Below are 14,996 nucleotides of genomic sequence, written 5' to 3' on the forward strand. Positions count from 1 at the left end.
GATTAGAACATATATTAACTATGATAAATCTACGAACGGAGAGGAGGACATACATGGTTAGTGAGTCAGATTCTAGCAGACCAATCATTGGAATATTGTGCAGACGCAGTGTCATAAATAAATTGAAACGCCAAAAAGCTTCCTTCCGCCCAAAACTTATCCATAAAGCCGGTTTGGAAGTTCACTCAGAGCTCTATTTCTTTGGGGCTAGAGATGTAAATAGGAAAGACAAACGAATTTTAGGGACGTATTTTCATGAAAAAGAAAAGAAATGGAAACAAAAATATTTCTCCCTGCCCCACGTTCTCTTGAGAATGGGAGGACAATTTCACCAAACTGCCGTTTCTGCTTTTTTTAAGAAACAGAACACAAAAGTACTGAATAAATTTAAAAGTTTCGATAAATGGGGGCATTTCAACGTGTTGAAAAATAATCCTCAACTCAGTGTCCATCTTCCAGATACTAAACATATTTCACTAAATAAGAAGAAGGAGCTCTTTACGTTTATCGATCGGCATGGAAGTGTCTACGTGAAAGCGGCATTTGGTTTTCAAAGCAAGCAAATTATGAAAATCAACAAAAGAAAAAATGGAAAATATAGTTATAAATATTACAGTTCTGCATTTAAAAAAGGGATTGTGAATAAAACCCAACTGCTGAAAAAAATGAAAAGATTTTTCAAAAACAAAACAATAATTATACAAAAAAGAATTCCATTATTAGAATACAATAACTATGATATTGATTTGAGAACGGAATTAAATAGAAATGAGCATGGAGAAATTAAAGTGGCTGGGTATTGCGTTAGAAAAAGTAAAAAGGGCAACTTTACGACAAGAGAATCTAGTAAGTATAAACTAGAAAAATACTTTCGCCGCACATTAAAATATTCCAAAAAGGAGCTCGACAGTTTATTAAGACAAATTAATCAATTAACGTTAAAAACGTACCGAACGATAGAATCAAAATACGGTCCCATAGGTGAAATAGGGATTGATTTAGGATTAGATAAAAATGGTGAATTGTGGGTAATTGAATGTAACCTATGCAGTGGAAAACGTTCGCTTTATAAAACATATGGGGCTGAACGTGTTAAACAATCTTATGTCGATATTTTTAAGTATGGGATTAGTTTATTGTAACGTTTCTTACAAGATTAAATAGAGAGGAAGGGGATGAAAATGAAAAATAGCAGAAGAATAGGAGTCATTCTTCCTAGTGAAAAGTATGAAAAGCTTTTAAAAAAATCTGATCCAGATACAAATAAAATGGTAGCGTTATATGAAAAAGCTGCTGTTAAGCATAATAGTTCCCTTTGCTTTTTTCGATTACAAGATTTAAAGCGAGGTAAAAAGGAAATAAAGGGCTTTGTAAAAGGAAATCACGGATATACATTACGAAAAATACCGATTCCGCCCGTTATCTACAAACGTATTGGCCATTCCCGTCATGATCTGCCGCTGCTTCAATCTCTTAGGGACGAAGGGAAAATATTGTTTAATTTTTATAAAAACAACTATAAATATAATATGTGGAAAATAGTCAATATAAATAAGTCCCTTGCAAAACATCAGCCCGATACTAAAATGGCTGAAAAAAGAACCATAAGAGAAATGTTAAAAAAATATAAAAGCCTAATGATAAAGCCTAATCGAGGCGAAGTAGGGCGAGGAATTATGAAAATACAACAGAAGGCCAACGGAAAGTGGTGCTTGCATTATAAAAACAACAATAAATGGAAAAAAAAGTATTTTACAAAGAATCTGCCAAAACTATTATTAAATAGAATAAAAAAACCTCATTTAGTTCAAGAAACCATAGATCTCGCTACCTACCAAGGAAAGCCATTTGATTTAAGGGTCTCTGTACAAAAGAATCAATTAAGGAAATGGCAGGTTTCTGCTATTTTTGTCAAAGTGGCAAAAGACGGTCAGTTTCTGACGAATATGGGACAGGGCGGAACTGCATATACTTTGCAGCAAATTTTAAAAAGTCATCCCTCGCTTACTCTTGAAAAAATAGAAAAAGAAGTAAAGACGTTTGCTATAAAGCTGGCCAAACACATTGCTTCCCATAAAAAGAACATGGCCGATTTTGGTTTTGATATCGGTATATCAAAGCAGGGGATTCCTTATTTAATTGAAGTGAACCATATCTCTGATTATCCTGCTTTCTCTATTCAAAATGGGAAACTTTTAAGTAGAGAGTGGAAGAAAGTATTTACAACACCTATTGATTATGCGTGTTCATTTTTATCGTAGTATTTATCTAAAGAAACCGGAAAACATGGTGATGTATTAATAGCAGGTGCATTGGTTATTTCGTATATAATAAAACAGAAAATTTATAACTTTATGAATATTATTACTTGTTTTTCTTTTTCTATTTGTTTGATTTGTGCAAGAATAAACTGTACTATAATACTATCAAATAAATTGTCGAAAAATACGTATAATTATGACAAGGAGGCAGCAGCATGAAAACAACGAAAAACAGATGGCTCATGGCGCTATCAGCTATTGCTATCCACCTTTCCATTGGGGCGGCATACGCTTACAGTGTGTATACGAATCCTATTCGTGATACGATGGGCTGGTCAACGGCAGAAATCACTTTAGCCTTCACAATTATGATGGCCCTTGCCGGTTTTTCAGCCGCATTCTTTGGGAATTTTGTAGAAAGAAACGGTCCTAGAAAATCTGCCATTTATGCAGCGGTTCTTTTTGGAGCCGGACAAGCAGGCGCCGGTGTAGCAGTAACGGTTGATTCTCCCATTCTTTTTCTGCTTACATACGGTTTAGCAAGCGGACTTGGTTTAGGCCTTGGTTACATATCTCCCGTCTCAACGTTAGTGAAGTGGTTTCCTGACCGCAGAGGATTAGCAACGGGTATGGCTGTCATGGGGTTTGGTGCTGGTTCTCTTATTACAGCTCCTGTGGCCGGTTATTTGATTGAGAGTCTTGGTGTAACCCCCACGTTCTATATTTTAGGTGCCAGTTATTTTGTGCTTATGATATTAGGTGCTTCCTACATTGCACCGCCTCCTAAAGGCTGGATGCCAGATGGTTTTAAAAAAGATATTGCTTCTGGAAAAAAAGTAGTGAAAAAAGATTTATCCCAATTATCCGCAAAAGAAGCTGTAAAGACAAGGCGATTCTGGATGCTGTGGACGATGATGCTTATTAATACAACGGCAGGCATTATGATGATTTCCATTGCCTCTCCGATGGCACAAGAGCTCGTTGGGCTGTCAGCGGCAGCGGCAGCGACTATGGTAGGTATTATGGGGCTCTTTAATGGAGGCGGAAGGCTCGGTTGGGCAGCTGTTTCAGACTATATTGGTCGTCCTGCTGTGTTTATGATTTTCTTTATTCTTCAAATCATAGCTTTCGTCTCGTTTCCAAATATAACGAATGTATTATTGTTTCAAGCATTTATTTTTATTGTGGTTAGTTGTTATGGCGGCGGTTTCTCCAATTTGCCGGCATTCATTGGTGACTTATTCGGAACAAAAGAACTTGGTGCTATTCACGGTTACCTTTTGACAACTTGGTCTTTAGGCGGAATCTTAGGGCCGCAAATCGTGTCTATCATTAGAGAAAGAACCGATAGTTACATTCCCGTATTCTATATTTTTACAGCCTTAATTGTAATCGCTTTCATAGTGTCTCTCTTGATCAGGTTAGACATTAATAAACTGGAAAAAGAGCATAAGCAACGAAATGAAGGTGCTGCATAACAGGGTATAAAAGATTAGGTGAAATAGTATAAACAGCTTATCCTGATAAAAAGCAATCTCATGGATAAGCTGTTTTATTTTTCTATAATTCTTCAAAAAAATGAATGATTTCCTCAGGATTATACCCTTTAAATAACAGCTCCTTATCATTAAAAACCATGATAACGGGAAATGTTTCAATGTCTAACTCTTCTTTGTAATCTACCACATGATTTTCTGGATAAGGCATTGATCTTCCAACGGTGTCGCCGCTTACTTCTGAAAAAATATCTTCTAAATCAAATGGAGGCGGCTCTTCTTTTTCATACATGATTACAATGTTTAGTTTGTCATCAAGATGGGACAAGATGCCGGCGTATTTTTCTTCATTAGACATATCTAATAAAATGATTTCTTCTGCTTCCCCTTTAAATCCTGCTCCTTCAGGCGGGTTTATTAATACCTTTTGTCCTTCTTTTATTTCACTCAATGACGCGCTGTTTCCGTTTTCATCTTCTATAACCGTTTTATCGGTGACTTGTGGAGAAATGCCGTAACCTTCATCGGTTGTAACGTCTCCCGCATCTCGTTTTACCCACTCTGAAATATCAACTGTTATTCTGTTTTCTTCCGGTTTAACAGTATTGACCGTTCCAATCATTTCATCATCTTTATACCCGTCGGCATGTTGTTTGTCATCCTTACCACAACCCACTGCTGTAAGGAAAAGTAATATCGTTACGACGAGAATCATAGGTTTTCGCATAACAATCCCCCTGATGGTATAGACGAATGGATATGGAAATAGTTACAAATTCATGGGAGATGTTCTGAGCCTTCTTTCCTTATTTTCAAATGTTTAATCTTCTTGTTTGTCACCACAGGCTGGAAAGCGTATAATTTTCTATTAGTTTCACGAATCGTTTTGAAAGATTTTTACATAGAAAGAGGCGGCCTGCCTATGGCACAAAGTTACAGTAAAGTATTAGTCGCAGCTTTATTGCTTTCTGGGTCTTTCGTGGCGGTACTGAATCAGACATTAATGATAACTGCGATTCCACCAATTATGGACGAAATGAATATTTCTGCTAATACTGGTCAGTGGCTGACAACGGTCTTTATGCTCGTAAACGGCATCATGGTACCTATTACAGCTTTTTTAATTGAGCGGTTTACGACAAGGCAGCTGTTTATTACAGCAATGAGTGTTTTTGCAGTTGGAACCTTGATCGGCGGAATTGCTACTAATTTTCCGGTGCTCATATTAGGCAGGATTATTCAGTCTGCTGGTGCAGGGGTTATGATCCCTTTAATGCAGACGGTTTTTTTGCTTATTTTTCCAGTTGAAAAACGTGGTACAGCGATGGGATACATCGGTCTGGTTATTTCATTTGCACCAGCGATTGGTCCAACGTTATCAGGCTGGGTAACCGAAACGTATGAATGGCGCTATTTGTTCTGGTTTATTTTACCTTTATCGTTTCTCATGATTATCATTGCTTATTTCATCATGAGAAACGTAACGGAGTTAAAACACCCGCAGGTCGATCCTCGATCCATTCTGTTATCTTCATTTGGTTTCGGAGGACTTCTTTATGGGTTTACAAGTGCCGGGAACAACGGCTGGGGGAGCCCGGTAACGATTAGCGTGCTTTTAATCGGCTCGGCTGCCATTGTCCTTTTTGTTAGACGTCAATTACGCATGCAGCATCCTATGCTTGAATTTCGCGTATTTAAACAGCGTATTTTTACAATGTCAACGATTATCGGGATGGTTGGTTTTATGGGGCTGATCGGCCTGGAGACATTAATCCCGCTATTTATGCAGAATATGCGCGGTTTCACGGCGATGGAGTCCGGCCTCGTGTTATTTCCGGGCGCGCTTTTAGCAGGGCTTATGGCTCCGATTACAGGCCGCATATTCGACAAAATCGGTGCTCGTTTTTTGGGTATTTCTGGGCTGATTATTATGTCCGTTTCTACGTTTGCTTTTGTCCTTGTCGATACTTCAACAAGCCTTGTTTATTTGATGGTAGCTTATGCGGTTCGGATGTTCGGTTTTTCGATGGTAATGATGCCGGTCAACACTGCCGGGCTGAATGAAATGCCGCCGAAGCTTATTCCGCACGGCGCTGCTATGACAAATACGATGCGACAATTGGCAGCCTCTGTCGGTACAGCAATACTTGTTACTACGATGACGACAACCGAGCAAGTCGCGAAATCGCACACCGGTGTCGAACATCCAGATATTTTAGGGGTGAAAATCGCATTTTTTCTCATTTTCATTTTATCTCTCGGCGCATTAGCCATATCCTTTTTTATTCGAAAAACGTCTCCACCTACCGATGAAGAATGGGACGCGAGACAAAAAAATAATTAAAAAGTTTACAAGTTTCAGCATCCAATACGATTGGGTGCTTTATTTTTTGTATCTAGTAAGACTAACTTTCTTCCTTTATAATAAAAAAACGATAACAAGATTGGGGAAGGGAGGCAGTTTCGATGAACAAGATTGAAAAGTGGGTAGAAAAAAGAGAGACGAAGCAGTATCCAGCAATGACATTACAAGATATTGAACCGGCAACAACCTCACTTATTGTTATTGACATGGTAAACGGGTTTGCAAAACAAGGAGCCTTGTATCATCAGAATATAGAGAATCTCATAGAGCCTATTCGCCAATCGATGAAGGGGGCTAAAGCGAAAGGTATTCCGATTATCGGATTTGGAGATGCCCATGAAAAGAATTCGGTAGAGTTTCATATTTTTCCTGAACATTGCGTGGAAAAGACAGAGGAGTCTGCATTTGTACCAGAACTGCAAGAAATAGGCACAGATGTGTGGATACCGAAAAAGTCCACGAATAGTTTTCTTGAAGAGCAGTTTCAGGAGTGGCTAAAAGAGAATAAGCAAATTGATACCTTCATCGTAGCAGGAGATTGCACAGATATTTGTATTCTGCAATTTGTGTTAAGCTTGACTGCATTTTTTACCAAAAACGGGCAAGAAAAACGTGTAATTGTTCCCGTGAACCTCGTCGATACGTTTTCTCATAATGATCATCCATCCGAAGCGGTCAACTTGTTTTCGTTCTATTTAATGGAACAAGCCGGAGCTGAGCTAGTTGAAATGAAAAACATATAAAAGGTGTCGTTTTATATTAAAAAGAAAAACAAAAGGGAGCCGCCCGAATATGGACGGTTTCCTTTGCTGTTATCCACCTTCAGAATAGTTCATTCATAACTGTGATGTATATTTCAACTAGGTTTTTTCGCAATATCCCAGGCGGAAAGGTTTTTACCAGGATATGCACGAACTTGGGTAGGTGCTGCTTTAAGGTTGAACTTTCTTTCTTATCTGTGATAATAGTTTTTTAACAGAAATACCTTCTCGTTTTAGTGTATAGACCAAAAAATACAGAGTCTTCATTTTAGGTAGAGAACTTTTTTAAAAAAATAATAAAAAAATCAGAATATTTCATATAGTGAAATTTTTGAATTGAGCATTAAAATTTTATCCAATATACTTTAGCTATACTTACTATTTAAAGGGGGAGAAATAAAAATTAATGCAATATGAATTTTTTGGGGGAATTTGTCACTGGTAGTAGAAATATTAAAAACAATGAACAAATGTAAAGTTAAAGGAGGAATTTAATTGGCAATTAGAACTGGTCAGGATTACATTAATGGATTAAAAACAAGACAGCCAGAAGTATGGTTGGAAGGCAGAAGAATTACTGATTTGGTGAATGAACCAAATTTCAAACAGCCGATTCAAGAAATTGCTAAGCTTTATGATATGCAGCATGATCCTAAATATAAAGATAAAATAACTGGAATTTGTGAAGACACAGGAGAAAGAGTTTCTAATGCTTTCATCGTTCCAAAAAGCTACGAAGATTTAATGAAACGAAGAGATTTGTATGAAACATGGGCAGAAGCAACCTTTGGACTGATGGGAAGGTCACCTGATTTTCTTAATGTGACAGTTACTTCAATGGCTAGTAACGCAAAATTTTTTGAAAAGTATAATCAAAGTTGGGCAGAAAATATTGTGAACTATTATAAACATGTCCGCGATAATGATTTATTTTTAACACATGCCCTTATCAATCCACAAAATGACCGAAGTAAGGCGGCTCATGAACAAAAAGATAAATTCACACATTTAGGGGCTGTCGAAGAAACATCAGAAGGAATTATCGTTCGTGGAGCGAAAATGCTGGCAACTTTTGCTCCAATAGCTGATGAGGTTATTATTTATCCATTCCCAGGCTTTAAGCCAGGAGATGAAAGGTATACTTTGTCATTTGCCGTTCCAATTGATACACCCGGACTTCGTATTGTATGCCGAGAACCGGCACAGAATGGCAAACGTCCAGTATTTGATCATCCATTAGCATCAAGATTTGAAGAAATGGATGCCGTTCTTATTTTCAATGATGTGCTTGTACCATGGAATCGTGTATTTGTCCACAATAATTTAGAAGCAGGGAATACAGTATATGCTCAAACGGGATTGAGCCAAAATACTCACCAAAACGGTGTAAGAGGACTAACAAAACTTAGATTTGCTCAGCAAGTTGCTTCTAGGATAGCAGATGCAATCGGTGTAGATGGTTTCTTAAACGTACAAACACAATTAGGCGAGTTGGTCCAGTCAGTGGAAACAATCAGAGCTTTACTGCGTACAGCGGAAAATGAATATAGCATTAACGAGAATGGGGAAGCGGTGCCATCCTTTACTTCATTAGAAACAATACGCGGCATTTTACCGAAAGCATATCCCCGTGCGGTCGAGATTATCCAAACGATTGGTGCTGGCGGTCTCCTTTTATCACCAACAGGCTGCGATTTAGAACATCCAGAACTTAGCGGAGATATTGCTAAGTACTATGGCGGGCGTGAAGGCGTTGAGGCATATGATAGAGTTCGTTTGTTTAAATTAGCTTGGGATTTATCAGGAGAAGCCTTCGGACAGCGTTTGGTTCAATACGAACGTTATTATTCCGGCGATCCTGTCAGAAAATTAGGAATGTTCTACAGTAATTACAAGAAAAAGGCTTCATTTACCATGGTAGACAGAGCTTTAGAGCAAAATGAAACAGAGAAGAATGTGTCCCTGAATTAAATGAACGTCTCTAGTTTGGATCAGTAAAAATATAAATCATGAACGATATCACAATGATCAGGTTGTTTCACTTATAACAGCTTATAAGGGACTAGGGGGTAAGGTGGTGTGATCTCATCCGTACGTAAAGTAGCACAAATACTCAATTGTTTTACGGAAGATGAACCGGCTTTAAGAAACCTGGAAATTGCTAAGAAACTAGATATGAGTACAAGTACAGTGTACCGGTTGGTTCAGTCCTTATGCAATGAAGGGATGTTAATCAAAGATAGTACCAACAGATATAGATTAGGGTGGAAGCTGCTTGAATTAGGCAATATGGTTATGTATCAGCAAGATATTTATAACGAAGCAGTTCCGAGGATTGAAGAACTGACAAGAAAATTTAAAGGCATCGTGCATATCGGCATGCTTGATGAAAATGGAGATTTTATCTTTGTTTTAAAAGTGGCCGCAAGAGATGCTCTTCAAGTTCCTACCTTTATTGGAGAAAGAAAACCGACCTATTGTTTTAGTACCGGAAAAATTTTATTGTCCTCTAATCCGTCATTGATGGAAAAGTTTACTACAAATGATTTGTTAAAACGAGGTCCAAACACGATTGAGACAGTGGAAGGGCTCCAAGTAGAACTTAACCAGGTTAGGAACAATGGATTTGCAGTAAGCAACAATGAAAATGAGTTTGGTGTTTATGGCATCGCAGCTCCGATCCAATCCTATAGCGGCAAAAATATTGCTGCACTCAACATGGTAGGGCCCATTTCTTATATTCAGGGCCACGAAAAGCAAAACATGATCAAACATGTAACAAAAGTGGCAGACAGTATTTCGAAAGACTTAGGCTATATTTTTGAAGAATAAAAGAAAAGGAGAGATTAAAATGGCTTTAAAATCTGAAAACAGTGGACTGAATGCTAGATCATTTAACTTAATGAAAACGATCGAGGAAAATAAGGATTTACTTAAACCACCTGTCAACAACAAAGTGATGTGGGAAGATTCTGAGTTTATTGCAATGATTTTGGGCGGCCCTAACAAAAGACGTGATTTCCACGTAGATCCTTCTGATGAATTCTTTTATCAAGTAAAAGGGAATTGTTATGTAGAATGCATTAACGAACAGGGAGAAAGAGAAGTCGTAACTGTAGGAGAAGGAGAGGTATTTATGCTTCCGTCCATGGTGCCTCACTCCCCTCATCGCCCGGCGAATACTTACGGAATCGTCCTTGAACGAAAAAGAGGAGAGGGGGAATTAGAAGATTTCGTTTGGTTCTGTGATGAGTGTGATCATGAAATGCACCGGGTAACTGTTCAACTTTCCAATATTGAAACGCAAGTGAAAGGTGCTATTGAACAATTTAATGGAAGTGAAGAATTAAGAACATGCAGTAATTGCGGCCATAAAATGCCTCCGGAAGCTGAGGAATGGAAATGAGAATAGACTTTCATACTCACATCATTCCTCAGGATATTCCAAATTTCACAGAAAAATATGGTCAAGACAGATGGCCTCTCCTCCATCAGACTTGTACATGCGGCGCGAACATTATGGTAGGAGGCAAAGTGTTCAGAGAAGTGACAGATCAAGTGTGGGATCCTATTAAGCGAATCAAAGACATGGATAGAGAGGGAGTAGACATGCAGGTGCTCTCCCCTATCCCCGTCACCTTTTCATATTGGGCTCCAGCCGCAGAAGCTTTAGAAATGGCCCGGCTGCAAAATGACTTTATCGCAGACACTGTAAACAATTATCCGAAACGCTTTTTGGGACTGGGAACGGTACCAATGCAGGATACGGATCTTGCGATTCAAGAAATGGACCGTTGTATTCATGAACTGAACTTATCTGGAATTGAAATAGGCACGAATGTCAACGGCAACAATTTAGATTCGAAAGAGTTTACTTCATTTTTTGAAATGGCAGAAAAGTGGGAAGTTCCATTATTTATTCACCCCTGGGAAACCATGGCACGGGATAGAACGCCACGCCATAATTTTATGTACACCGTAGGAATGCCAAGCGAGACTGCTTTGGCTGCTGCGAGTCTGATATGGAGCGGGGTTATTGAGAAGTATCCTAAATTAAAAATTTGTTTTTCTCACGGTGGAGGGTCATTTCCTTATATTATTCCGCGTTTGGATCAAGGATGGAAAGTATGGCCGCATTTACGGCTAACCAGTCATCCACCCAGTCATTATATAAATAATCTATATTTTGATTCCCTAAACTATGATCCTTTAAACCTGCAATTTCTAATTGATAGATTTGGGCACAACAGAATTATGTTGGGATCTGATTATCCCTTTTTATTAAGAGAAATACCTCCAGGAAAAATCATTGATGAAATGAGAAATTTAACAGCTGAACAACAGAGATTCATGTTAGGAGAGAATGCATTGCAATTCTTAAATGTAAAGGAGAAAAAGATAATCAATGAATCCACAAGTGACGTCTCCCGAGCAAAAACTTCAAGCCCTGGGAATTAAACTGAGCGATGTGCGGCCTTCAGCGGGCAACTATATCAGTCATCGTATAGTTGGTAATCTGATATTTACGTCAGGTCAAGGGGTGGACAATTATCACGGGAAACTTGGAAAAGATTTAACATTAGAAGATGGTTATCAAGCTTCTCGGCAATCCATGATTAATTTATTAAGTGTTTTAAAGGCAGAACTAAGAGAGCTTGATAAAGTAAAAAAGATAGTTAAAATACTAGGTTTTGTTAATAGTACAGAAGACTTTACCGGCCAGCCTAAAGTAATGAATGGTGCTTCTGATCTTTTAGTGGAAGTATTCGGTGAACGGGGGAAACATGCGCGTTCTGCTGTCGGTATGGCACAGCTGCCTAATAATACAGCAGTAGAAATCGAAATGATTGTGGAAATTGAAGAGTAAGGCTCAGGTTTAGCCTGGGCGTTGCACAAGGAGGCAAATATAGTGCACGTAGAAGAGATACCTAAAAAGAAAGTGGAGGCTGTTAATTGTCTTCATTTTATAGACGGAAACTTTGTTTCGTCTGATACAACCTTTAACAATATTAATCCGGCCACAGAAGATGTATTAGGAACCGTTGAGGAGGGGGGGAAGAAAGAAGTTGATTTAGCTGTGCAAGCAGCCAGAAAAGCATTAAACGGAGAATGGAAAACGATAACTACAAGGGAACGATCGAATATACTGCGGCGCATCGGTGATTTGATTACAGAGAGGATAGAAGAGCTGGCTGTGTTAGAATCACTGGACACAGGTAAACCATATGAAATCGCAATCGAAATGGATATTAAAAGAGCAGCTCATAACTTTTATTTTTTCGCGGACTTTTTAACCTCTATGGGTACAGAAGCATACCAGCAAGACCAGCAGGCGCTGCATTACTCGATCCGCCGTCCAGTAGGAGTCGTAGGTATGATCAATCCTTGGAACCTTCCGCTGCTCTTATTAACTTGGAAATTAGCTCCGTGTCTCGCTGCAGGGAATACAGCGGTAATGAAACCAGCAGAATGGACACCAATGACTGCAACTGTACTGGCTAAGATTTGTAAAGAAGCAGGAGTGCCTGATGGGGTAGTGAACCTAGTACATGGGTTTGGAGTAGACTCTGCAGGAGCTGCTATCACAGAACATCCCGATGTCGATGCGGTAACTTTCACAGGGGAAACAAAAACAGGTACGGCGATTATGAAGGCTGCTGCTCCAACGTTAAAAAAGCTTTCTTTTGAATTAGGCGGGAAAAATCCCAACATTATATTCGCTGACTCTGATATAGATGAAGTTATTGAAACAACATTAAAATCGAGCTTTATGAATCAAGGAGAAGTTTGTTTATGCGGATCTAGAATATATGTAGAAGAAAATCTGTTTGACGAATTTCTGGATAAATTCACAAAAGCGACGAAACAATTGAAGGTTGGAGATCCGTTTGAATCTGGTATCAAAGTGGGGGCTGTCGTAAGTAAAGAACACTACGAAAAAGTAATGAGCTATATTGAAATTGCCAAAGAGGAAGGAGGAGAAATTCTTACAGGCGGGGGCCGGCCGGCGCATATGGAAAAAGGATACTATATTAATCCAACCATTATTACTGGTTTAACAAAGGAATCCCGATGTATTAGAGAAGAAATTTTTGGTCCTGTTGTTACAGTGGTTCCTTTCAAGAAGGAAGAAGAAGTAATCCAGCAGGCAAATGATACCCATTACGGTTTAGGGGCTACTATTTGGACAAATAATTTAAGAAGAGCTCACCGTGTTGCACAACAAATTGAAGCTGGAATTATCTGGGTTAATACCTGGTATTTAAGAGATTTAAGAACACCTTTTGGCGGCATGAAGCAAAGCGGTATCGGAAGAGAAGGTGGAGCTCACAGCTTTGAATTTTACAGTGAACTGTCAAACGTTACGATAAAAATTTGATATTACGGAGGTCTCTAGAGTGAACGAAAAGGTCATATCACTATCTGAGCACTTAACGGAAGCGGAAGAAACCGGTCAAGGGGTCGAACCTTTAACTTCATTAAATCCCGAACTGGATATCAAACAAGCTTATCAAATTCAATTAAGTAACATTCATAATAAAGTAATAGCCGGCGACAAAATAGTAGGTAAAAAAATTGGTTTGACGTCAAAAGCAATGCAAGATCTTCTTGGAGTAAGCGAACCGGATTACGGTCATTTGCTAAACAGCATGCAAGTAGAAAATAAAGGATCAGTATCAAGAGATCAGGTTCTGCAGCCAAAAGTCGAAGGAGAGATTGCGTTCGTTTTAAAAAAAGAGTTGAGAGGACCTGACGTTACAACAGAAGATGTAATCAAAGCAACGGATTACATTGTTCCAGCGTTAGAAATAGTAGACAGCCGGATCAGTGATTGGAAAATTACACTAGCAGATACGATTGCTGATAACGCCTCATCCGGTTTGTTTGTTTTAGGTGACAAGGAAGTGAATATAAAAGATATAGATTTAAAAAATGAGGAAATGATATTGTACAAAAATAGGGTAGAAGTTAATAAAGGCAAAGGATCAGCAGCTCTTGAAGATCCTGCGTATTGTGTAGCTTGGCTTGCAAATAAACTTTATGAGTATGACATTACTTTAAAAGCAGGAGAAGTAATTCTTTCTGGAGCTTTATCAGCAGCCGTTGATGCATCATCAAGAGACACATTTAAGGCATCTTTTCCTTTATTGGGAGAAGTGGAAGTGAGTTTTAAATAAAGGAGTCGTTTTACACTATGAAAAAAGTAAAAGCAGGGATTATTGGTTCTGGGAATATAGGGACAGACCTTATGATGAAAATGGAAAGATCTCAGTTTTTAGAAATGTCAGCTATGATAGGGATAGATCCAGACTCAGACGGCCTGTGTCATGCAAAGGAACGCGGTCACTCTATTTTTGATAATGGGATTGATGGATTTTTAGAAAAGCCGGATTTGGCAGACATTCTTTTTGATGCTACATCTGCCAAAGCTCATCATTATCACGCACAATCTTTAGAGAAAATACAAAAACAAGTAATCGATTTAACTCCTGCTGCCATTGGTCCGTTTGTTGTACCTACCGTTAACCTTGAAGAGCACTTAGCTAAATCGAATATTAACATGATTACATGTGGAGGCCAAGCTACAATTCCTATCGTTCATGCTATTAATTCAGTTTGCCAAGTAGATTATGCAGAAATTGTTGCTACCATTGCAAGTGAAAGTGCGGGGCCGGGTACAAGAGCAAATATTGATGAGTTTACCTATACTACTGCCCAGGGGATCGAAAAAGTTGGCGGCGCGAAAAAAGGAAAAGCAATTATTATCCTTAACCCGGCAGATCCTCCCATAATTATGAGAGATACAATCCAATGCATGGCCCCAGGCGCAAGTGATCGTCAAGATGAATTAATCGAAGCTATTCAACAGCGAGTACGACAAGTTCAAAATTATGTCCCTGGCTATACCTTGAGAACAAACCCGATATTTGATGGCAATCAAATTACCGTGTTTATTGAGGTAAAAGGGGCTGCAGACTATCTCCCTTCTTTTGCTGGTAATTTGGATATTATGACGGCCTCGGCAGTAAAAGTAGGAGAAGAATTAGCAAAGCATCAATTAAGTGTTTCAGAAAATTCATAATAATATAATTTGTTAAAAAAGAGGAAGGAG

Annotated in this window: 14 protein-coding genes; 13 read left to right on the forward strand and 1 reads right to left on the reverse strand. The window is 38.6% G+C overall.

What is annotated here, in order from left to right:
• The first annotated feature begins 53 nt into the window (after window positions 1–53).
• From FZF09_RS01660 to FZF09_RS01670, 3 genes are all read left to right on the forward strand, one after another.
• Complete coding sequence (locus tag FZF09_RS01660; protein ID WP_158734816.1) at window positions 54–1,142, forward strand: YheC/YheD family protein; 1,089 nt, start codon at window positions 54–56, stop codon at window positions 1,140–1,142.
• Between the two features lie 33 nt (window positions 1,143–1,175).
• The gene (locus tag FZF09_RS01665; RefSeq protein ID WP_158734817.1) at window positions 1,176–2,261 is read left to right on the forward strand and encodes a YheC/YheD family protein; all 1,086 of its coding nucleotides are present in this window, start codon (window positions 1,176–1,178) and stop codon (window positions 2,259–2,261) included.
• 215 nt (window positions 2,262–2,476) lie between these two features.
• Window positions 2,477–3,739, forward strand: a complete 1,263-nt coding sequence (locus tag FZF09_RS01670) for an L-lactate MFS transporter (protein WP_158734818.1) — start codon at window positions 2,477–2,479, stop codon at window positions 3,737–3,739.
• Window positions 3,740–3,821: 82 nt separating this feature from the next.
• Here FZF09_RS01670 and FZF09_RS01675 read toward each other — a convergent pair whose 3' ends face one another.
• Window positions 3,822–4,484, reverse strand: a complete 663-nt coding sequence (locus tag FZF09_RS01675; RefSeq protein ID WP_158734819.1) for a hypothetical protein — start codon at window positions 4,482–4,484, stop codon at window positions 3,822–3,824.
• 195 nt (window positions 4,485–4,679) lie between these two features.
• Here FZF09_RS01675 and FZF09_RS01680 point away from each other — a divergent pair, with 195 nt between their 5' ends.
• The 10 genes from FZF09_RS01680 (at window position 4,680) to FZF09_RS01725 (ending at window position 14,966) form a co-directional block, all read left to right on the forward strand.
• Window positions 4,680–6,101: an MDR family MFS transporter gene (locus tag FZF09_RS01680; protein WP_158734820.1), complete on the forward strand. Its 1,422-nt coding sequence runs from the start codon at window positions 4,680–4,682 to the stop codon at window positions 6,099–6,101.
• 122 nt (window positions 6,102–6,223) lie between these two features.
• Complete coding sequence (locus tag FZF09_RS01685) at window positions 6,224–6,865, forward strand: cysteine hydrolase family protein (protein WP_158734821.1); 642 nt, start codon at window positions 6,224–6,226, stop codon at window positions 6,863–6,865.
• 513 nt (window positions 6,866–7,378) lie between these two features.
• Window positions 7,379–8,854 carry a 4-hydroxyphenylacetate 3-monooxygenase, oxygenase component gene (hpaB, locus tag FZF09_RS01690; RefSeq protein ID WP_158734822.1) on the forward strand — a complete coding sequence of 492 codons (1,476 nt, stop codon included), beginning with the start codon at window positions 7,379–7,381 and terminating at the stop codon, window positions 8,852–8,854.
• A gap of 108 nt (window positions 8,855–8,962) precedes the next feature.
• Complete coding sequence (locus FZF09_RS01695) at window positions 8,963–9,715, forward strand: IclR family transcriptional regulator (RefSeq protein WP_158734823.1); 753 nt, start codon at window positions 8,963–8,965, stop codon at window positions 9,713–9,715.
• Between the two features lie 19 nt (window positions 9,716–9,734).
• Complete coding sequence (locus FZF09_RS01700) at window positions 9,735–10,289, forward strand: 3-hydroxyanthranilate 3,4-dioxygenase (protein ID WP_158734824.1); 555 nt, start codon at window positions 9,735–9,737, stop codon at window positions 10,287–10,289.
• Window positions 10,286–11,341, forward strand: a complete 1,056-nt coding sequence (locus tag FZF09_RS01705; protein ID WP_158735024.1) for an amidohydrolase family protein — start codon at window positions 10,286–10,288, stop codon at window positions 11,339–11,341. Before FZF09_RS01700 ends, FZF09_RS01705 begins: the two co-directional genes overlap by 4 nt.
• Window positions 11,289–11,750 (forward strand): RidA family protein, encoded by a 462-nt coding sequence (locus FZF09_RS01710; protein ID WP_158734825.1) that lies wholly within the window; start codon window positions 11,289–11,291, stop codon window positions 11,748–11,750. Before FZF09_RS01705 ends, FZF09_RS01710 begins: the two co-directional genes overlap by 53 nt.
• 42 nt (window positions 11,751–11,792) lie before the next feature.
• Window positions 11,793–13,262 (forward strand): aldehyde dehydrogenase, encoded by a 1,470-nt coding sequence (locus FZF09_RS01715; RefSeq protein ID WP_158734826.1) that lies wholly within the window; start codon window positions 11,793–11,795, stop codon window positions 13,260–13,262.
• A 19-nt stretch (window positions 13,263–13,281) separates the two neighbouring features.
• Complete coding sequence (locus FZF09_RS01720; protein ID WP_158734827.1) at window positions 13,282–14,061, forward strand: 2-keto-4-pentenoate hydratase; 780 nt, start codon at window positions 13,282–13,284, stop codon at window positions 14,059–14,061.
• A 17-nt stretch (window positions 14,062–14,078) separates the two neighbouring features.
• Entirely contained in the window at window positions 14,079–14,966 is an 888-nt protein-coding gene (locus tag FZF09_RS01725) for an acetaldehyde dehydrogenase (acetylating) (RefSeq protein WP_158734828.1), read from the forward strand.
• Window positions 14,967–14,996: the final 30 nt, after the last annotated feature.

The sequence above is a fragment of the Alteribacillus sp. YIM 98480 genome, from assembly GCF_009765375.1.
Taxonomy (GTDB): Bacteria; Bacillota; Bacilli; order Bacillales; family Marinococcaceae; genus Alteribacillus.

What these genes read in the sequence shown, in the direction of transcription:
- FZF09_RS01660 (WP_158734816.1), top strand. Translation starts at nt 54, where the DNA reads ATGGTTAGTGAGTCAGATTCTAGCAGACCAATCATTGGAATATTGTGC.
- FZF09_RS01665 (WP_158734817.1), top strand. Translation starts at nt 1,176, where the DNA reads ATGAAAATGAAAAATAGCAGAAGAATAGGAGTCATTCTTCCTAGTGAA.
- FZF09_RS01670 (WP_158734818.1), top strand. Translation starts at nt 2,477, where the DNA reads ATGAAAACAACGAAAAACAGATGGCTCATGGCGCTATCAGCTATTGCT.
- FZF09_RS01675 (WP_158734819.1), bottom strand. Translation starts at nt 4,484, where the DNA reads ATGCGAAAACCTATGATTCTCGTCGTAACGATATTACTTTTCCTTACA.
- FZF09_RS01680 (WP_158734820.1), top strand. Translation starts at nt 4,680, where the DNA reads ATGGCACAAAGTTACAGTAAAGTATTAGTCGCAGCTTTATTGCTTTCT.
- FZF09_RS01685 (WP_158734821.1), top strand. Translation starts at nt 6,224, where the DNA reads ATGAACAAGATTGAAAAGTGGGTAGAAAAAAGAGAGACGAAGCAGTAT.
- FZF09_RS01700 (WP_158734824.1), top strand. Translation starts at nt 9,735, where the DNA reads ATGGCTTTAAAATCTGAAAACAGTGGACTGAATGCTAGATCATTTAAC.
- FZF09_RS01705 (WP_158735024.1), top strand. Translation starts at nt 10,286, where the DNA reads ATGAGAATAGACTTTCATACTCACATCATTCCTCAGGATATTCCAAAT.
- FZF09_RS01710 (WP_158734825.1), top strand. Translation starts at nt 11,289, where the DNA reads ATGAATCCACAAGTGACGTCTCCCGAGCAAAAACTTCAAGCCCTGGGA.
- FZF09_RS01725 (WP_158734828.1), top strand. Translation starts at nt 14,079, where the DNA reads ATGAAAAAAGTAAAAGCAGGGATTATTGGTTCTGGGAATATAGGGACA.